Source organism: Mesorhizobium sp. C277A (assembly GCF_040324395.1).
GTDB lineage: Bacteria > Pseudomonadota > Alphaproteobacteria > Rhizobiales > Rhizobiaceae > Mesorhizobium.
In genome coordinates, this window is sequence record NZ_JAMYVW010000002.1 from 468,601 (window position 1) to 487,513 (window position 18,913).

Annotated in this window: 20 protein-coding genes; 9 read left to right on the forward strand and 11 right to left on the reverse strand. The window is 63.4% G+C overall.

Translation table 11 applies throughout. From position 1 onward, the window contains the following. The 5 genes from NKK52_RS02220 to NKK52_RS02240 all read right to left on the reverse strand — a co-directional run bounded on the left by NKK52_RS02220 (position 1) and on the right by NKK52_RS02240 (position 6,190). A complete protein-coding gene (locus NKK52_RS02220; RefSeq protein ID WP_023668514.1) occupies positions 1-987 on the reverse strand; it encodes an ABC transporter permease in 987 nt (328 codons plus the stop codon). A gap of 109 nt (positions 988-1,096) precedes the next feature. Next, the gene (locus NKK52_RS02225; protein ID WP_023687083.1) at positions 1,097-2,029 is read right to left on the reverse strand and encodes a substrate-binding domain-containing protein; all 933 of its coding nucleotides are present in this window, start codon (positions 2,027-2,029) and stop codon (positions 1,097-1,099) included. Between the two features lie 296 nt (positions 2,030-2,325). Then, complete coding sequence (locus tag NKK52_RS02230; RefSeq protein ID WP_196813737.1) at positions 2,326-3,354, reverse strand: ABC transporter permease; 1,029 nt, start codon at positions 3,352-3,354, stop codon at positions 2,326-2,328. Beyond that, positions 3,351-4,895, reverse strand: coding sequence for a sugar ABC transporter ATP-binding protein (locus tag NKK52_RS02235; protein WP_023684402.1), 1,545 nt, complete (start codon positions 4,893-4,895; stop codon positions 3,351-3,353). Before NKK52_RS02235 ends, NKK52_RS02230 begins: the two co-directional genes overlap by 4 nt. A gap of 137 nt (positions 4,896-5,032) precedes the next feature. Next, a complete protein-coding gene (locus NKK52_RS02240) occupies positions 5,033-6,190 on the reverse strand; it encodes a fumarylacetoacetate hydrolase family protein (RefSeq protein WP_023684401.1) in 1,158 nt (385 codons plus the stop codon). A 176-nt stretch (positions 6,191-6,366) separates the two neighbouring features. On the opposite strand from NKK52_RS02240, the gene NKK52_RS02245 reads away from it, so the two are divergent. From NKK52_RS02245 to NKK52_RS02270, 6 genes are all read left to right on the forward strand, one after another. Continuing rightward, the gene (locus NKK52_RS02245; protein WP_352628192.1) at positions 6,367-7,644 is read left to right on the forward strand and encodes an NAD(P)/FAD-dependent oxidoreductase; all 1,278 of its coding nucleotides are present in this window, start codon (positions 6,367-6,369) and stop codon (positions 7,642-7,644) included. A 67-nt stretch (positions 7,645-7,711) separates the two neighbouring features. Continuing rightward, positions 7,712-8,593 (forward strand): ABC transporter permease, encoded by an 882-nt coding sequence (locus NKK52_RS02250; RefSeq protein ID WP_023684398.1) that lies wholly within the window; start codon positions 7,712-7,714, stop codon positions 8,591-8,593. Then, positions 8,590-9,417, forward strand: a complete 828-nt coding sequence (locus NKK52_RS02255) for an ABC transporter permease (RefSeq protein WP_502902980.1) — start codon at positions 8,590-8,592, stop codon at positions 9,415-9,417. Before NKK52_RS02250 ends, NKK52_RS02255 begins: the two co-directional genes overlap by 4 nt. A gap of 25 nt (positions 9,418-9,442) precedes the next feature. Beyond that, positions 9,443-10,549, forward strand: coding sequence for an ABC transporter substrate-binding protein (locus NKK52_RS02260; RefSeq protein ID WP_023668506.1), 1,107 nt, complete (start codon positions 9,443-9,445; stop codon positions 10,547-10,549). Positions 10,550-10,830: 281 nt separating this feature from the next. Beyond that, entirely contained in the window at positions 10,831-11,430 is a 600-nt protein-coding gene (locus tag NKK52_RS02265) for a helix-turn-helix domain-containing protein (protein ID WP_023684396.1), read from the forward strand. Continuing rightward, positions 11,420-12,505: an ABC transporter ATP-binding protein gene (locus NKK52_RS02270; protein ID WP_023684395.1), complete on the forward strand. Its 1,086-nt coding sequence runs from the start codon at positions 11,420-11,422 to the stop codon at positions 12,503-12,505. Before NKK52_RS02265 ends, NKK52_RS02270 begins: the two co-directional genes overlap by 11 nt. A 440-nt stretch (positions 12,506-12,945) precedes the next feature. On the opposite strand, the gene NKK52_RS02275 is transcribed toward NKK52_RS02270, so the two are convergent. Beyond that, entirely contained in the window at positions 12,946-13,650 is a 705-nt protein-coding gene (locus NKK52_RS02275) for an SOS response-associated peptidase (protein ID WP_023684394.1), read from the reverse strand. A 186-nt stretch (positions 13,651-13,836) separates the two neighbouring features. Here NKK52_RS02275 and NKK52_RS02280 point away from each other — a divergent pair, with 186 nt between their 5' ends. After that, positions 13,837-14,190, forward strand: coding sequence for a nuclear transport factor 2 family protein (locus NKK52_RS02280; protein ID WP_023684393.1), 354 nt, complete (start codon positions 13,837-13,839; stop codon positions 14,188-14,190). Positions 14,191-14,279: 89 nt separating this feature from the next. Here the strand turns inward: NKK52_RS02280 and NKK52_RS02285 are convergent, their stop codons facing one another. Together NKK52_RS02285 and NKK52_RS02290 are read right to left on the reverse strand one after the other, a co-directional pair. Continuing rightward, on the reverse strand, positions 14,280-14,759 hold the full coding sequence (locus tag NKK52_RS02285) for an SRPBCC family protein (protein ID WP_023668501.1): 480 nt from the start codon (positions 14,757-14,759) through the stop codon (positions 14,280-14,282). After that, positions 14,756-15,112, reverse strand: a complete 357-nt coding sequence (locus NKK52_RS02290; RefSeq protein ID WP_023684392.1) for an ArsR/SmtB family transcription factor — start codon at positions 15,110-15,112, stop codon at positions 14,756-14,758. Before NKK52_RS02290 ends, NKK52_RS02285 begins: the two co-directional genes overlap by 4 nt. A 165-nt stretch (positions 15,113-15,277) precedes the next feature. Between NKK52_RS02290 and NKK52_RS02295 the strand changes: the two genes are divergently transcribed. Next, complete coding sequence (locus tag NKK52_RS02295) at positions 15,278-15,625, forward strand: ArsC family reductase (RefSeq protein ID WP_023687095.1); 348 nt, start codon at positions 15,278-15,280, stop codon at positions 15,623-15,625. Positions 15,626-15,763: 138 nt separating this feature from the next. Here NKK52_RS02295 and NKK52_RS02300 read toward each other — a convergent pair whose 3' ends face one another. The 3 genes from NKK52_RS02300 to NKK52_RS02310 all read right to left on the reverse strand — a co-directional run bounded on the left by NKK52_RS02300 (position 15,764) and on the right by NKK52_RS02310 (position 18,392). Continuing rightward, positions 15,764-16,120, reverse strand: coding sequence for a DUF488 domain-containing protein (locus NKK52_RS02300; protein WP_023684390.1), 357 nt, complete (start codon positions 16,118-16,120; stop codon positions 15,764-15,766). A 15-nt stretch (positions 16,121-16,135) separates the two neighbouring features. After that, positions 16,136-17,392 (reverse strand): aminopeptidase, encoded by a 1,257-nt coding sequence (locus tag NKK52_RS02305; RefSeq protein WP_023684389.1) that lies wholly within the window; start codon positions 17,390-17,392, stop codon positions 16,136-16,138. 85 nt (positions 17,393-17,477) lie between these two features. Next, entirely contained in the window at positions 17,478-18,392 is a 915-nt protein-coding gene (locus tag NKK52_RS02310) for a LysR substrate-binding domain-containing protein (RefSeq protein ID WP_023752591.1), read from the reverse strand. A gap of 94 nt (positions 18,393-18,486) precedes the next feature. Here NKK52_RS02310 and NKK52_RS02315 point away from each other — a divergent pair, with 94 nt between their 5' ends. Next, positions 18,487-18,690 (forward strand): hypothetical protein, encoded by a 204-nt coding sequence (locus tag NKK52_RS02315; protein WP_023684387.1) that lies wholly within the window; start codon positions 18,487-18,489, stop codon positions 18,688-18,690. Positions 18,691-18,913: the final 223 nt, after the last annotated feature.

An 18,913-nucleotide genomic window follows, 5' to 3' on the forward strand; every position in this document is an offset into this window, starting at 1 on the left:
CTAGGTCCCTGCCTGATGCCGGCGTTCCAGCCATGAGTGCAGCGCCATCATGCCGAGGATGATGGCGCCGATGAAGATGTTGTAGGCCAGCCCGGGCACGCCGATCAGCACGATGCCGTTGCGCATGACGCGCAGGATGAGGATGCCGAGCACCGTGCCGATGATGGTGCCGCGCCCACCGGTCAGCGCCGTGCCGCCGATCACCACCATGGCGATGACTTCGAGCTCGTAGCCGGTGCCGCTGTTGGGGTTGGCGGCCGACGTGCGCAGCGACGAGATGACGCCGGCAAGCGAAGCCATCACCGACGACAGCACGAACAGGCCGATCTTGACGCCGCTGACGTTGACGCCGCGCGCCCTTGCGGCGCCTGGATTGCCGCCGGCTGCCTGGATCCAGTTGCCGGTCCGGCTTTGCGTCAGCACGTAGCCCAGTGCGATGGCCGCCGCGATGAACCAGAAGAGCGACATGTAGATGCGGAACGGGCCGATGAAGAAATCACCGACCAGCGCTTCGGCCAGCCAGCTGCCCTCGGCGCTCCACGTCCGCTGCGGAAAGCCGTCGGTGACGAACAGCGCGGTGCCGCGCACCACCAGCAGCATGCCGAGCGTCACCAGGAAGGATGGGATTTTCAGCTGCGTGACGAACCAGCCATTGACCAGGCCGATGAAGGCCGCGATCAGCAGCGCGGCGAGGAAGCCGACCTCCAGCGAGGTCAGGCCGCTGTTGAACAGCGTCCACATCAGCACCGGCGAAAAGCCGAACAGCGAGCCGACCGACAGATCGAATTCACCCGACGTCATCAACAGCGTCATCGCCAGCGCGATCAGCCCGAGCTCGACGGTGAAGGCCAGCGTGTTGGAGATGTTCTGCGGCGACAGGAAATCGTGGTTGATGCTCCAGAACACCGCGATTTCGACGATGAGCAGAACGAAGGGCCCGAATTCCGGCCTCGCGATCAGGCGTTGGATGAGCGAACGGTTTTCCACTGATAACCTGCGACAGGAAGGGGAAGGCTGAGCCCAGCGCGCAACGCGAAGGGCTCGGCGAAAAGACAGTCGCGACCGCGGCTGCGGCCGCGACTGTTGAAGGTCTGGGTTATTTGCCCGACAGGATGTCGTCGTAGACCTGCGCGGTGTCCTTTTCATAGAGCGCGCCGGTGATGACGTTGAAGCCCGGAGGAATGCCTGACGCCGCCATGTTGGCCAGCGACAGCGCGACGTAGCTGGTCGCCTGCGGGTCCTGCCACTGGCCGGCATTGACGTAGCCGGTCAGCACTTCCTGGGTGGTGTCGAGCGAGTTGCCCCAGCCGACGACCGGGATTTCGCCCGGCTTGATGCCGGCCTGGTCGAACACCCGCTTGATCGAGCCGGTGACCAGATCGCCGAGGCCGATGATTGCCTTGACCTTGGCCTTGTTGGCGGTGAGATAGTCGACCATGCGGTTGATGGCTTCGGCCTGGTCGAGGGTCGCTTCGGTGATCTCATAGGTGATCCCCAGCGGTTCGAAGACGCTCTTGATGCCTTCCTCTTCCTGGACGCCGTAGGTGGCGCCGGGGATTTCGACCGGCATCCAGACGAAGTCGCCCTTCTTCACCAGGCCCTTGTCGACCAGATATTGCGCCCAGTGCTTGCCGAAGGTGACGTTGTCGCCGCCGACATAGGCGTCGAAGCTTGCCTTGGGATCGGGCGTGTTGAAGTTGATGATCGGGATCTTGGCCGTGTTGGCTTCCTTGGCGATTTCGATCAGGCTGCCCGGATCGGGGCTGGTGGTGACGATGCCGTCGGCCTTTGCCGAGATCGCGGCGCGCACGGCCTCCTGCTGCGAGGCAACGTCGCCATTGTGGAACGAGGTGTTGACGGTGTTGCCGGTGTCCTTCGCCCATTGCTTGGCGCCGGCCAGGAAGTAGGTCCAGACCGGGTCGGCCGGGCCGCCATGCGAAATCCAGTAGAACGTCTTGGCCTGTGCCGCCGCCGGAACGGCCAGCGCCACAATCAAGCCAAGCACGAGTAATCGTAGCCTCGTCAGCATTTGCTTTCCTCCCATGTTGAAAAACGACCTCCACGTCCGGCGATGATCCGGGCCATGCCCTTGATCCTCTCCTCCTGCCAGCGCCGACCCGGATGCGCAGAGCATCTTCTTTTGCGGCCGATGGCAAGCCTCCATCCGCCCAATGGATGGTGGCGCGATGCAACGCGCCATCATCGATCCCATCAGATCGCATCAGTTAGAGGGCGATTCCAGGAAAAGTGTGAAACGGTTTTCCGTCCGGAATTGCGTCAACCAAGAGATAGAGATATTTCCCGGCAAGCAGGCGGGGCTTAAACTCAGGCGCGCGGATTTTCCTGAAAGCGCTCGGCCTGGCGGTTGCGCAGCACCTTGGCCAGCCGGTCGAGCGCGAGCGCCAGCACCATCACCGCGCCGATCACGAAGGGGCTCCATGCGGCGTCGATGCCGAACAGGGTCACGCCGCTCAAGATGACCTGGACGATCAGCATGCCGATCACCGCACCGAAGACGGTGCCGCGCCCGCCGGAAAGCGAGGTGCCGCCGATGATCGCCGCGGCAATCGCCATCAGCACGAAACCGCCGCCTTGGTCGACGTCGGTAACGGGAGAGCCAAGCCACAGCGCGCCCGCCAGCCCCGAGACGATGCCCATCAGCACCAGCGTCTGCAGCCGCACAGCACCTGTCGGGATGCCGGCATAGAGCGCCGCCTGCGGATTGCTGCCGACGGCCTGGATCCGGTAGCCGAAGCGGCTGCGGTGAAGCACGAGGTGCATCACCACCGCCATTGTGACGAAGACAAAGACAGCCGTCGGCACAAGGCCGAACAGCTTGCCGTGAACGATCTCAAAGAAGTCGCCGCCTGGGCTGGCCGGAGCTGTCGCTTGCATCTTGACGGCCACCGCCGCCAGGCCCCGGAACATTGCAAAGGTGCCCAGCGTAACGACGATGGCCGGCAGTCGCAGCGCCACCACCAGCAGGCCGTTGACGAGGCCGAGCCCGGCGCCGAGCAGCACGCCGGAAAGGGCGGCAAGCCACGGGTCGATGCCGGCGGCCAGAAGGAATGCGGTGAGAAGGGCCGCGAGATGGAATATCCAGCCGACGGAAAGGTCGATCTCGCGGAGTGCGAGCACGAACACCATGCCGATCGCCAGCATGCCGGGATACGCAGCGGTTTCCAGCAACGACAGCACATTGGCCTCGTCGAGGAAATCCGGCCGGGCAAAGCCTGTAATCGCCACAAGGACAACGAGCCCGATGAGCGGCCTGAGTTCGACGGGCAGGTGAAGGCTGCGCTTCGGGTGGGCAGCCGAACCGGCAAGCTGTAGCATGGGATCCAATCGTGTCATGCCATGGCTCCCACGAGTTTCTTTTTCGGCCGCTCCGCCTCCGGCATCTCGCCGGTGGTGGTCAGTTGCAGCACTGTCCTTCGCTTCATCTCGGCGCCGGACAGCTCGCCGGCGACCCGGCCGCGGTGGAAGACAAGGACGCGGTTGCTGAGGTTGGTCAGTTCGGACGGCTCGACCGAACGCAGCAAAACGATACAGCCATTGGCCGCCATCTGCCGGATCAGCGCATAGATCTTGCGCTTGGCAGCCGCCTCGATACCGCCAGCCGGATTGTCTAGGAGCAGCACTTGCGGCGCCGTCTCCAGCCATTTGGCGATTACGATCTTCTGCTGATCGCCGGCCAGCAGCGAATTCACCGGCGCGTCCGGCAGGCCCTTGATGCGCAGCGCATCGATCTGCCTTGCGGCGGCGGCGATCGCGGCCTTGGGCGAGTAGCGGCGAGACCCCCAGTTGCGGGCGCCGGTAGCGATGTTGCCTATGTTGAAGGCCAGCGACCGGTCGGGCATCAGGCCGTTGCACAGGCGGTTGGCCGGCACCAGGCCGATGCCGCGCCGCGCCGCTTCGGTCGGATTTCCAGGCAAGCCGTAGCCGTCGGGGAGCCGCACCCTGCCGCTTTGCGCCTCGCGCAGGCCAAACAGCATCTCGAACAGGTCTTCAACGCCCGACCCCTCAAGCCCGGCCAAGCCGAGGATCTCGCCGGAGCGGGCGGTGAAGCTGACGCCGGAAATCCGGCCGCCGCTCAGACCCTCCACCGTGATCCGCGGCCTTATCGTGCTGGCATTGGCCGGCAGTGCAGGCGGGAACAGGCTGCCGCGCTGCTGGCCGATCATGGCGTCGATCACATCGGCTTCGCTCAACGCCGAGCGCTCACTTGTCAGCACGTCACGGCCGTTGCGCATCACGGTGACCTGGTCTGCGATCGCAAACACGTCCTCCAGCCGGTGCGAGACATAGAGCACGCTCGTGCCCTTGGCCTTGAGGTCACTTAGTACGGTGAACAGGTGCTCGGTCTGGCGCCGGTCGAGCGCAGAATTCGGTTCATCGAGGATCAGCAGCCTCGGGCCTTCCAGAATTGCGCGGCCGAGTTCGACATAATGCCGTTCGCCCATGCCGAGTTGTCCCACAGGAGCGTGGACATCGACGTCGAGCTTGAGTTGCCGAAGCAAGGTGCGGCTGCGTGCCTCCATTTCGCGCCTGGAGACGAAGCCATTGCGCAACGGCTCGCGATTGACGAACAGATTGGCCAGCACCGAGCGGTCGGCAAACAGGCCGAGCCCCTGGTGGACGACGCCGAAGCTGTGCTTGCGTGCAGCGATCGGGCTGTCGACGGTGACGATCTGGTCGCCGACGCGGATGGTGCCGCTGTTGGGCCGGAGCACGCCGGCAAGCACCTTCACCAGCGTCGACTTTCCGGCGCCGCTTTCACCGACGACAGCATGGATGGTCCCCTGTCCGACAGACAGGTTCATATCCCTTAGCGCGAAAACGCCGCCATAACGCATGGCGAGATTGCGCACCGATATCATCGGCAAACCGAGCATGCGATTCGGCCCCCACAGACCGCGCCCCGATCCTGGAGCGAATTTCCGATACAGTCACCCGGATTCCGCTAACAAACGGCTTACAGGGACCGGATACGAACGTTTATCGGCTATCCGTTCGTCCCGCTGCTCCGAAATCAGATCAGGTCGGCCTTGGCGAGGTCCCGCATGAGATGGCTGGCGCCGTAGGTCCAGTGCGGGCAATCGGGCGACAGAAGCACGCGGTTCACCAGCGCGCCGAATTTCTCCGACGAGATGGTGACGATGTCGCCGATCTTGTGGGTGAATCCCTTGCCCTTCTCGCCGCGATCCTTCGACGGCACGAACATGGTGCCGAGATAAAGCGCCAAGCCGTCGGGATACTGGTGGTGCGGCCCCATGGCGGCCGCGACCAGCTCTTCGGGCGAACGGCTGATCTCGGCCATCGAGCTCGCGCCCTCCAGCGAAAACCCGTCCTCGCCCTCGACCTTCAGCCGCACCGTGGCGCGCTTGACATCGTCGATGGAAAAGCTTGCGTCGAACAACCGGATGAAGGGCCCAAGCGAGGCCGAGGCATTGTTGTCCTTGGCCTTGCCGAGCAGCAGCGCCGAGCGTCCCTCGACGTCGCGAAGATTGACGTCGTTGCCGATGGTGGCGCCGACGATCCTGCCGGTGCTGGCGGCGATCATGGCGATCTCCGGCTCGGGGTTGTTCCAGGTGGAGACAGGATGCAGCCCGACATCGGCGCCGAAGCCGACGGACGCCATCGGCTGGCATTTGGTGAAGATCTCGGCGTCGGGGCCGATGCCGACTTCCAGATATTGCGACCAGGCGCCGCGCTGGATGAGCTTGGCCTTGATCTCCATCGCTTCGGGTGAGCCGGGCTTCAGCTTCGACAGATCGTGGCCGATCAGCCCGGCAATGTCGGCGCGGATGGCGTCGGCCTTTTCCGCCGAGCCGCGCGCCTGCTCCTCGATGACGCGTTCGAGCAGGCTGACCACGAAGGTCACGCCCGACGCCTTCACCGCCTGCAGGTCGACAGGCGAGAGCAGATAGGGTTTTGCCGGATCGCGGGTGGCCTGAAAACTGTTGGCGGCGATCGCGTCGAGCGAGCCGATCGGTTCGCCCTTGGCAGAGCGCACGTGTCCGGCCGGATCGGCCATCTCGCAGATGTCGCGCACTGTGGGTGCGGTGGTCGAGGTGACGTCGAAAACGATCCCGTCGCGCACGGTGACCACCAGAGGATGCGAGGCATCGCTTGCCCTGGCTCGGCCGATGAAGAGCCCGTCGGCTGGAAGCTGCGTTGGGTTCGTCATGGCTTACGGTCCTTTGATGATCGAGATGGCAGCTGGGCCGCGGCACTTTCACCGGATTCACGCCAAAGGTCTATCCCGTGGCGCAGGCAATTGTCGGTTCTGACATGAGGCCCGCTCTTTCAAAAAAATGAAACTAGCACTAGAATTTTCATTTTCCGCATACTCCAGGTGAAGCCTTGCCCACACCGTTTTCCGTTCCGATCTGGCAGAAGCCGCAGACCGCATCCGCCTTCCAGTTGCTCGTCACTGCGCCGGTCGACGTTGCCATCGTCGGCGGCGGCTTCATGGGCCTGTCGACCGCCTTGCACGCAGCCCGGCTCGGTCTCGGTGTACAGGTGCTGGAGGCCGGCGAGATCGGCCAGGGCGCCTCGGGCCTCAATGGCGGCCAGGTCATTCCCGGCCTGAAATATGATCCCGAATGGCTGCTCGAGCATTTCGGCCCCGAGCGTGGCCGGGCGCTGGTCGATTTCGCCGCCTCGGCGGCGGATACGGTGTTCGATCTCATCCGCGACGAAAAGCTGGCGGTGCCGTTCACGCGCAAGGGCTGGATCCAGGCCGCGCATACCGAAACCGCATTGAAAGCGGCGGCGAACAGGGATCTTCAATGGCGGGCGCGTGGCGCCGATGTCCGGCTTCTGAATGAAAGCGAGATCGCCGATAAGACCGGCGCGCAAGGCTATCTCGGCGGCTGGCTCGACCGCCGCGCCGGCGTCATCGATCCGCTCGCCTATACAGTGGAACTGGCGCGCATCGCTGCCGCCGCCGGCGCCAGCATTGCCGAGCGGCAGAAGGTGGTGAAACTCCGCAAGGAGGGCGGCCTTTGGGGTGTTTCAACCGAAAACGGCGCCGAGGTGCGGGCGAAAGCGGTTGTCCTGGCGACGAACGCTTATACCGATGGACTGCTTCCGGGCCTCGCCGAAACGATCGTGCCGCTGCATTCCTTCCAGGTCGCGACCGCGCCGCTGTCATCCAACCTTGCGGCGACGATCCTGCCGGAAGGGCAGGCGGTGTCCGACTCCAGGCGCATTCTCGTCTACTACCGCAAAACAACCGACGGCCATCTGGTGCTTGGCGGCCGCGGCCGCATGGCGCGGCCGAGGAGCGAGGCCGACTGGGCGCATCTGCAGCGCGCGCTGGTGCGGCTCTATCCGGCCTTGGCCCATATCTCGATCGAGAAACGCTGGTTCGGTCGTGTGGCGATGACGCCGGATCACCTGCCGCACATCCATGAGCCGGAAAAGGGCCTGCTCGCCGTAGTTGGTTGCCAGGGCAGGGGCGTCGGCCTGATGACCGCGCTGGGAAAACGCATGGCGGGCTACCTCGCGGGCGGCGATGTCAATCAATTGCCGTTCCCGCTGTCGCCGGTCCGGCCGATCCCGTTCCACGCCTTCCGCCAGGTCGGCGTTGCCGCGACCATCGCCTGGTACCGGATGCTGGACGCGTTCGAGCGTTGATTCAACTTGACAGTTTCACAAATATGAAAAAAGTTAAGTCGATTTCATATTTCTGTCGAGTAGCCCGATGTCGACCGTCGTTGCGTCTGAAGCGCCAGCAGGCTCCGCCCGGGGCTTCCGCTTCGCCATGTTGCTGCCGGGCGGGCTCGTCACCTTCTTCCTGATCCTGTTTGCCCTCGGCCTGGTGCTGTTCCTCGCTTTGCGCGGCAATGACGGCTCGCTGCTCGGCGCCGGCTTCACGGCAGGCAACTTCATCACCGTGGTCTCCGATCCGCTCTACTGGACGGTGACGCTGCGCTCGCTGGTGATCGCCGGCCTGGTGACGCTGGCAACCGTCGTCACCGCCTATCCCGTCGCCTACTATCTCGCCTTCCATGCCGGCCGCCGCCGCAGCCTGCTTTTGTTTCTGGTGACCCTGCCGTTCTGGACCAGCTATCTCCTGCGTGTTTTCGCGTGGAAGATCGTGCTGGCCTACAATGGCGTCTTGAACTCGGCGCTGATCGAAAGCGGCATCTGGTCGGAACCGACGCTGGCCTTCCTCAACACGCCGGCGGCGGTGGTCGTCACGCTGGCGCATGCCTATGCGCCCTTCGCCATCCTGCCGATCTATGTGGCGCTGGACACCATCCCGAAATCGCTGCTCGAAGCCGCCTCCGATCTCGGCGCCAGACCGTTCACGGCGTTTCGCCGCGTCGTCTTGCCCAATTCGATGCCGGGCGTTCTGGCGGCCGCCCTCGTCGTCTTTGTGCCGACGGTCGGCGACTATGTCACCCCGGCCATGGTCGGCGGTCCCGCCAGCACCATGATCGGCACATTGATCCAGTCGCAGTTCGGCAAGGCCAATGACTGGCCGGTCGGGGCGGCACTTTCAGTCTGCGTGATGCTGGTCATCCTCTGCGTGGTGCTGGTCGCACGCGGCGCCGACCGCAAATTCGGCAGCCGCACATGAGCGCGGCGCGGAGAGATGATGGCCGCGGCTGGCTCGGCGTCTATGTGCTTGCCTATCTCGTCTTCCTCTATCTGCCGGTGCTGTTGATCCCGCTGTTTTCCTTCAACAACTCCATCCAGGCCGCGTTTCCGCTGGAGGGCTTCACGCTCGAATGGTATGCCACGCTCTATGGCAATCCGGCGCTGTCCGGCGCGCTTTTGAACAGTCTCGTCATTGGCGTCGTGGCCGCCGCCGGCGCCACGCTCTGCGGCATCACCGTCTCCTATATGGACCTCTACGGTCGTTCGCCGCTCGCCGCCACCATCAGCGCCATCTCCAGGCTGCCGATCCTGATCCCCGGCGTCATCGTCGGCATATCGTTGCTGATCCTCGTCAATCTCATCGGCCTCGGCCCGTCGCGCATCGCCATCGTTCTCGGCCACATACTGGTGGCGCTGCCGACCACCGTGGTGATCATGCGCAGCCGGTTTGCCGCAATTCCGAAAACCATTCGCGAGGCCGCACTCGATCTCGGCGCTTCCGACTGGACGACCTTCCGGCGGGTGATGTTGCCGCTCTCGCTGCCGGCCATCGTCTCGGCCTTCATGCTGGCCTTTCTGATTTCCTTCGACGAGTTCATCGTCGTCTTCTTCCTCGCCGGCACCGAGCCGACGCTGCCGCTCTACATCTGGAGCCAACTGCGTTTTCCTCGCTCGCTGCCTACCGTGATGGCGCTGGGGACAGCTATCCTTGCTGTGTCCGTCATCATCGCCGGCATCGCCGAAATCCTGCGCCATCGCGGGCTGAGCACAGCCCGTCGGACGGCGCCCACCAGTCCAGCCTGAACCATAACAAAAGAGGAGAACCGAAATGGCATTCGACCCGAAATCAATTACTGGGCTGAAATCGATCACTGGCCCGAAATCGATCACTGCAAAGACAGCCCGCACCGGGCTTGCCGCGCTTGCAATCGTCCTGTCGTCGACTGTCGCCTTCGCCGCCGACAAGCTGCAATATTTCACCTGGTCCGGCTATGAACTGCCCGACTTCAACAAGAGCTTCCTGACGGCCCATCCGGATGGCGTCGAGGCCTCGATCTTCGGCGACGACGACGATGCCTTCACCAAGGTCAAGGCCGGCTTCCGCCCCGATATCGCCCATCCCTGCTACGACAAGGTGGCGCGCTGGAACAAGGAAGGCCTGCTGCAGCCGATCGATACCAAGCGCATCAAGAACTGGGATTCGATCTTCCCGGTGTTCAAGAACCTGCCCGACATCCAGGCCGGCGACGGCAAGGTCTGGATGGTGCCGTGGGACTGGGGCAACACCTCGATCCTCTACCGCACCGATCTGGTGAAGAACCCGGAAGCGAGCTGGAACCTTCTGTGGGACAAGCAATATGCCGGCCGCATGGCGACCATCGATGCCGTGCATGACACGCCGATCGTTGCAGCACTTCTGGCCGGCGTAAACCCCTTCGATATGACGCCGGAGCAGATGGACAAGGTGGCGGAAAAATTGCGCGAGCAGCGTCCGCTGCTCTCCAACTACACCACCGACATGACCTCGGTCGAACAGGCGCTGGCCAGCGGCCAGCTGGTCGCCGCCATGACCTGGAACGCGTCGGCAACCTCGCTGAAGAAGCAGGGCGTGCCGGTCGAGTTCATGAAGCCGAAGGAGGGCATGCTGACCTGGGCCTGCGGCTTCGTCATGCTCAAGGACGCCAAAAACGTCGACCTCGCCTATGACTTCATCAACAGCCGGCTCGACGCCGACTCGGGTAAGTACCTGATCCAGGCCTACGGCTATGGCAGCTCGCTGAGCACCGCCTTCGCCGGCGTGGCGAAGGACGAACTGGACAAGCTGCAATTGCCGGCGGACCCGGAGGTGATGCTGAAGACCACCATCTTCACCGGCCCGATGAAGCAGAACGACGATGTGGCGAAGATGTTCGAGAAAGTGAAGGCGGGCGGCTGAGGGATCCATCGCCGACGGTTGCGCTGCCCCTCACCTGCCTGCCGGCATCCTCTCCCCGTATAGTGACGGGGAGAGGGGCGCTGTCACCAGCGATTTCGCAAATCGCAAACGTTGCAGAAATGGCGCCGAGTTTGCGACCAGCCGCTTTCTCCCCGTCACTATACGGGGAGAAATGTCCGGCAGGACAATGAGGGGCAGCGCCGACGGCAGGTAATTGTGACTAATCTCCTGAAGCCCGCGGGTCTTGCCGCCGCGCCAAAGACTGCAACAAGGACCAACTGATGGACATGCTTGAAGCGAAACCAAAGGCCGACGCCGACATTCGCGTCGGCCGGCGCGTGCGGGCGCTGCGGCTGGAGCGCAATTTGTCGTTGGCCGAGCTGGCAGCAAAAGCCGGCGTCTCCATCGGTGCGCTGAGCCAGATCGAGCGCGGCCTGTCTTCGCTGCGCGTCAAGGTGATCTGGCCGCTTGCGGCCGCGCTCGACATCGAGCCTTCGGCGCTGATCACCGACGGCAACGAAGCCGCCAACGATCTCTATTGCGTGCGCGCCGACAAAAGGCGGCAGCTCCCGGTCAAGTCGGAAGGCATCGCCAAGGCGCTGCTGTCGCCGCCGGGCGCGGCGCTGACCGGCCTCTTGGTGACCGTGGAAGCCGATGGCGGCACGGCGGAAGCCTATGCGCATATCGGTCACGAGTTCGGCTATGTCCTGTCGGGCGAGGTCGAACTGGTGGTGGACTCGACAAAATACGTGCTGAAGAGCGGCGACTCCTTTGCCTTCAAGAGCACGCTTCTGCACGCCTTCCGCAATCCCGGCACCGAGCCTTGCCAGATCCTCTGGGTCAACACCACCAAGCCGTCCGAGGTTCGCGATGGCGCCTGATGCGCTGGTACGCCTGGACACGGTCTCGAAGGTTTTCCCCGGCGGCATTGTCGGGCTCGACGCCGTCGATCTCGACATTATCAGCGGCGAGTTCATCACCCTGCTCGGGCCCTCGGGCTGCGGCAAGACCACCAGCCTGCGCGTCATTGCCGGTTTCGAGAGCCCGTCGAGCGGCAAGGTGCTGCTCGATGGTCGCGACATCACCGCGCTCAGGCCGTTCGACCGTCCCGTCAACACCGTGTTCCAGGATTATGCGCTGTTCCCGCATATGAACGTCGCCGAGAATGTCGGCTTCGGCCTGTCGCTGCGCAAACTGTCCGGCGCCGAGCAGGCAAAGCGCGTCCGCGAAGCCCTCGACATGGTCGGCCTCGCCGACAAGCTCGGCGCCCGCGTTTCCGAACTGTCGGGTGGCCAGCGCCAGCGCGTCGCGCTCGCCCGAGCCATAGTCTGCGAGCCGCGCGTTCTGTTGCTCGATGAACCGCTGTCGGCGCTCGATGCGCATCTGCGCGAACAGATGCAGGTCGAACTGAAGCGGCTGCAGTCGCGGCTCGGCACCACCTTCGTCATGGTCACCCACGACCAGACCGAAGCGCTGTCGATCTCCGACCGCATCGTCGTCATGAACAAGGGCCGCATCGAGCAGATCGCGCCGCCGGCTACGCTTTACGACCGGCCGGCGACGAAATTCGTCGCAAGCTTCATCGGCACCATGAACCTCTTGCAATCGCGCTTCATCGGCCGCGACGGCGACCGCCTGCGCTTCGCCGCTGGCGGGCTTTCGCTGGAAGCAACATCTGAAACCGGCGACACACCCGGCGAAGGCACTGAGCGCACCATCGGCGTTCGCCCCGAGGACTTGCTGGCCACCACCGATGCCGCCGCCGGCACCGCGCCGGCGCGCGTCAACTCCATCGTCTTCCACGGCCGCACGCTGCGGCTGCATGCTGAGCTGGGGCAGGGATTGCCGGTGGTGATCGATGCGCCGCGCCAGGCCGAGGGCTTTCAATTCAGCGTCGGCGACGTGGCGCATATCAGCCTGCGCCGTGGTGCCAACTGCCCTATGCTGCGAAGCTGATCCAACCCAATCCCTTCATCGACGGTTGGATTTAACCTGCTGTGAAGATCGCCAAGGTGGAATTAAGTGTGAATTGACTCGCAAAGGAACATATTCCTACTTTGCGGGATGCCCGAACTAAGCACCCGACCGCGCCGAAATGTGCAAACCCTCTGCTTGGCGCATGAAGTCGGGCAGCTAATTCGTGTTCGATGTCGGAACTGCAACATCACTCGACACTATCTGCCTGGCGATCTCGCAAAGCTGGTTGGTGATATCCCCTTTTGGGATGTGGAGCGGCACATGCGGTGCGAGCGCTGCAAAGGTCGTGAGCTCGATGCAGGAATCATTCTGCCAAGCGCTGCTGAACGCCTTAAAATTCGCGTCAGACGTCTTGTCGAAATCCGCATGGTTCGCCGGGTAATCTGGCGAGACGACGATTGAGGAGAGCCGATTTCGGGCTAAAACAGAGACCCTTGGGCCGGGGCCTGTGGTGGGAACTTGATCTGTGTGGCTGGCTTCTCAACGATCACCAACGCGTCGTTGGGCGCCGTCCGCTGCAAACGCCGTGCTTCCGACCATGGCGCCGTCAGCCAAGCCTCGGTTTCCTCCGGCGTGGTGAGGATCACGGGCATAGCCTTCTCATGTATCGGCGCAATGAGAGCATTAGGCTTGGTGGTCATGAAGGCGTATAGCTCGAAGTCGCCGGGACCGTCCTTGACCTTTCGCACGCCCTGCCAAGACGTCCAGAAACCAGCGAAGAAGAACAGCGGCCGGCTCTCGCCACGGGCAAACCAGTAATTTCGCTGGATTCCTGTTTCCGGGTCTTTATCGTTCGCCGCAGGGCTGGGCTCGGCAAAGCTGGTCACCGGCACGACACATCTGTGCTCGACGCCCACATATTGCTGCCAGTGCGAATATTGCGGATTGCGAACGTTGGTGGTGCCGTAGTCGGCCTTACCTTTCATGCGCTCGGGCGGCGTTGGCAACCCCCAAAGCAGTTTCGCCAGTTCACGCTCCCCATCCGTCCTGTTGCGAACGACAAGCCCAGGTTGATTGGGATAGACATCAAGCGAAGGTTCGAGGTTGCCGCTGATATCGCGCAATGTGCGGGTCCATTGGCGGACCGCCTCTTGCGTCGTCGTGATGTTGTAGAGGTTGCACATGCACCCAGCATTGCGGAATTGGCTTTTGTCTGCAACCGAAGTCGCTGTCCGACGCCGCCGCAATCGTCGTCACACAGCCGCGCTATATCATCGTCCTGACACACCTTGTCAGCTGTCGTGCGGGTAAAGGTGGCGGGCCGGCAAGCGCTTCCCTACTTCAAACCAGTCTGAACAGGAGGAACACACATGACCATCGCGGATGTTGCCAAGGATTTCACTGAAATGCTCCAGCAGGGGGATCACCTGGGTGCTGGTGAAAAGTACAATGCCGATGATATCGTCAGCCTCGAAGCCATGGAGGGGCCGATGGCCATCGCCCGTGGCAAGGAGGCTCTCAGGCAAAAGGGCGAATGGTGGCAAGAGAACCACGAAGTCCATGGCGGCTCTGTCGAAGGCCCCTATGTCAACGGCGACCAGTTCGCGGTGCGCTTCAAGTTCGACATAACGCCCAAGGCGACCGGCGAACGGGTCACCATGGACGAGGTTGGCCTGTACACGGTCAAGAACGGCAAGATCACCGAAGAGCGCTTCTACTACTGAGCCCGGGTGCCGTAGGGTTCCGGCGCACTTCGCTGCACGACCCAAAAACCAGGCGGCCGGGACAAAGTCCTGGCCGCAGTGGGAAAAGCTCAAATGGTCTTCACATACTGCGCCAACTGATCGGCCACCGTGCCCCAGCCGTCGAAGAACCCCATCTCTTCATGATTGTTGCGGGTAGCCTCGTCGCGATGGATGGCCGTTGCCGTGTAGCGCGTGCCCTTGTCATCCGACTGAAGCGAAATGACTGCGGTGATGAAGGGCTCGCCGGAGGGCCGATAGCCCGGCAGCAGCGCATCGGTCCACACCAGCCGCTCGTTCGGCACGATCTCGAGATAGCAGCAATGGCGGTCGTTGACCTCCTTGCCGTCGGGCGATTGCATGCGCGTCCGGAACAGTCCGCCCGGACGAAGGTCGATCTCGCAATCGGTGATCAGCCAGGGCTTGGGCGTGAACCATTGCTTGACATGCTCCGGCACCGTCATCGCGCTCCACAAGAGTTCGCGCGGCGCGTCGAGCTTGCGCTCCAGCACAAGGTCCAGTCTGGGGTCGGGCTTGAAGGGATAGCTCACTTTTCTTGCTCCTTGAGGCTCATCACATAGGCGTCGAATTGATTGAGTCGGCGCTCCCACAGCGTGCGCTGTTCGGCCAGCCAGTTTTCGGCGAGCTGCAGCGGTTCGGGCGCCAGCTGATAGGTCCTGGTGCGGCCGATTTTTTCCGATCGCACCAGACCGCAGCCTTCCAGCACTTTCAGATGCTCGATGAAGGAAGGCAGCGCCATCTCGAAAGGCTGCGCCAACTCGCTGACCGAGGCCGGACTGCGGTTCAACCGCTCGACCACGCGCCGCCGCGTCGGGTCAGCCAGCGCGCGGAAGATGCCGTCGATCGGCGGGAGACTTGTAGTTGGGGCGTGGAGGCTTGGCATGGGCGATCCTGAGGTCCGTCGACGGGTATAGAAAGATACTTAGGAAAATTCCTTAGTATTGGCAAGCCCTAAAAATGGGCTGATGTGACCGGGGTGCTGGCAAAGCGGGAAGGACGGTTTTAGGCTGTCCGGCGGATTCGACCACCAGCCCAAGGGAAGTGCGTTTTGACGATCACCATGTACGGCATCACCACCTGCGACACGATCAGGAAGGCGCGCACCTGGCTGGAGGGCCACGATGTGCCTTACCGTTTTCACGACTACCGGGCCGAGGGGATAGAGGTGGGCAGACTGGATGGATGGATCGGCAAGGTTGGCTGGGAAAAGCTGCTCAACAAGGGCAGCACGACCTTCCGCGAACTGCCCGACAAGCACAAGCAAGGGCTCGACGAGAAGAAGGCCAGGAAGCTGATGCTGGCCAACCCGACGATGATCAAGCGCCCGGTGCTCGAGGTCGGGGATGAGATTTTGGTGGGGTTCAAGCCGGAGGCTTATGAAGGGGTGGTGAAGTAGCGTAGCCCTGCCTCGTCAGCCTATGGCGTAGCAAGGAGCGAAGCGACGCAGCGCAGACACGAGGATGACGAACGCGTGGAGGGCGATCGCTAATTGTGAAGGCTTTCGCTTGCGGCGTATGCAGCGGTTCGCTGTCTCTCAACCCGTCCAGCGCAAATACCCCGCCAACGCCACCGCATTGTTATGCGCCTCGTGATGTGCGCCATAAAGCAGCGTCACCTTGGCCTTGCCGAGCAAGCCACGCAGTTTCGCCACCGCTTCTCTATTCCCATCCAGCTCGACCGAATACCGCACCTGAAACTCCGCCCATCGCGCCGGCTCATGTCCGAACCACCTCCGCAATTCATCGCTCGGCGCGATCTCCTTCAGCCACAGCGTCAGCGCGGCATCCTCCTTGCTGATGCCGCGCGGCCAGATGCGATCAACCAGCACCCGCTGCCCATCATCGGGCGCGGGTGCTTCGTAAATTCGCTTGACCGTCAGGTCGAAGGCCATCCGCCCTCCGCGAGCTTACGCCCACTCACCCTTGCGCATCACCGGCACCTTGCGGCCATCCTTGTGCACGCCGTCTATGTCGATCTTGTCGGAGCCGATCATCCAGTCGATGTGGATAAAACTCTTGTTGCCGCCGCGCTGGGCGATTTCGTCCTGGGTGAGCGAGGCGCCGTCGACGAAGCATTTTGAATAGCACTGCCCGAGCGCGATGTGGCAGGCGGCGTTCTCGTCGAACAGCGTGTTGAAGAACAGCAGGCCGCTGGCCGAGATCGGCGAGGAATGCGGCACCAGCGCCACCTCGCCGAGCCGGCGCGAACCCTCGTCGGTGTCGAGCACTTTCTTCAGCACGTCCTCGCCCTTCGAAGCCTTGGCCTCGACGATCCTGCCCTCTTCGAAACGCACCGAGATATCGTCGATCAGCGTGCCCTGGTAGGACAGCGGCTTGGTCGAGGATACACGGCCGGAGACGCGCCGTGCATGCGGCGTGGTGAAGACCTCCTCGGTCGGGATGTTCGGATTGCAGGTGACGCCGTTCTTGGCAGTCGAGGCGCCGCCCATCCATTCATGGCCATCGGCCAGCCCGACGGTGAGGTCGGTGCCCGGGCCGCTGAAATGCAGATCATGGAAATTGTGCTCGTTCAGCCACTTTGTGCGGCCGCGCAGCGCTGCATTGTGCGCCGTCCAGTTTGCGATCGGGTCTTCCACATCGACCCGTGATGCCGAAAAGATCGCATCGGCGAGCTTCACCACGGCGACATCGTCGGCATCGCCGGGGAAGACCTGTTTTGCCCAGGCGAGATCCGGGTAGGCGACGATGTTCCAGTTGATGTCGAAGCCGGTGATCTTTTCCAGCGCCGGCTGGTAGGCCATCGAGTTCGCCTTGTTGGCGCGCGCCACTTTCGCCGGGTCCTGCGCCGACAACAGCGACGGGTCCTCGCCGCGCACGGCAAGCCGCGCCGCATTGTTGGAAAAGGCCTTCGCCATGCCTTCATACATCCAGCCGGCGGCGCGGTCGAAGCCGGCATCCGCGCCGTAGCGGAAGCGCGCCAGCGTGATCTCGTCATCGTTGAAGATCGGCGTCACCAGGCCGGCGCCCGCTTTATAAGCGTGCTCAACGATGCGCCTGGTCAGCGGCAGTGCGGCGATCGACGAGGTCAGCACCAGATCCTGCCCCGGCTGCAATTGCAGCCCGACCTTGATGGCGACTTCCGCCAGCCTGTCGAGCTTCACCGGGTCGATCGTTGCGGAAACGCCGCGCGAATGTGTGGTCATGATCCTGCCTGCCTTGGTCCGGGAGTGAGAGTTCCAACATAGGCCGGCGCGGCTGTCCTTTCCAGCACCGTCGCGACGGACAGCCCTAGGCAGCGCTTTCCAGCGCGCTGAACTGCGCCACGGTCGCCGCGATTTCCTCGCGGATCCAGATCTTGAAATCGCGCACCTTGCGGCTTTCGGTCTTGGTCGCCGAGGTCACCAGCCAGTAGCCGAGGCCGCTCTGCGCCCGCACGCCGAAAGGCGCGACGAGGCGGCCGTCGGCCAGCGCATCGGCGGCCAGCAATTGCCAGCCGAGCATGACGCCATGGCCGGCGATCGCCGATTCCAGGCACAGCATCGGGTCGGTGAAGCGCGCGCCCTTGCGGAAGGTGACCGGCTCGGCTCCGGCGGCCTTGAACCAGCTCTCCCAGTTGACCATCGCCCGCTCGTCGGTGATGGCGCAGGTCTGTGCGAGGTCTTCGATCGACGTCAGCTTTTTGGCGATCACCGGCGCACAGACCGGAAAGACCTCCTGCGCCAACAAAAGTTCCGCCCGGCCGCCCGGCCATTTGCCGTCGCCGAGCCGGATGGCGATGTCGATGTCGGAACGCTCGAGATCGGCGAGCCGCACCGAGGCGTCGATGCGCAGCAGCACGTTGGGATGGCGGTCGAAATGCCGCGACAATCGCGGCAGCAGCCATTTCGAGGCGAAGGCCGGCGCCACCGAAACCACCAGCGTGCACTGGCTTGCCTCGTCGGCCAGCGCCACTGCCTGCGCCAGCTCGCGAAAACCGGCGCCCAGCCGGGCGGAAAAAACCGTGCCGAACTCGGTCAGCACCAGCCCGCTCGCCGTTCGTTCGAACAGCGCCTGTCCAAGCTGCTTTTCGGTGCGGTTGATCTGCTGGCTGACGGCGCTGACGGAGACGTTGAGCTCGCCGGCAGCGGCCGCCAGCGAGCCGAGGCGGGCGACGGTTTCGACGGCGCGCAGGCCGTTGAGATGGACGCGGTTCAGCATAGCCATTCCAGTTTTTCTAAACCGGCGCGGCCGAAATCTCAATTGAAAGACGGCGAGACAGGGCAGATTCTAGCGGGACAGTCAGACCGAGGAGGCGAGGATGGTGACGATCGTATCATTGCTCAAAGTCTTTGCCGCCGGCTACACGCGGCGGCGCCATGACGGGGATGTCCTCAATTGGGTGACCGATCCGCTGTCGCATCCCGTGCTCGACACCATGTCGGAGCGCGAACTCGGCGACATGCCGTTTCGCCTGACGGCGCGCCGCACTGCATACGAGACGGCGCAAGCAGGCTGCCGCTGAAATCGCGGACGCGGTAACTGGGAAGGCGATACTGTCGGCGCCAGCGCTGCCGCTCATTGGCCTGCCGGGCATTTCTCCCCGTAAGGGAGAAAGGTTGCCGGCGCCGAAGGTTTCGCCAATCACCAGCCCTGCAGGCAAGGGCGCCGAGGCACACGGTTAACCCCCTTCTCCCCGTCACTATATGGGGAGAAGGTGCCGGCAGGCGGGGCGGCGCGACGCCAAG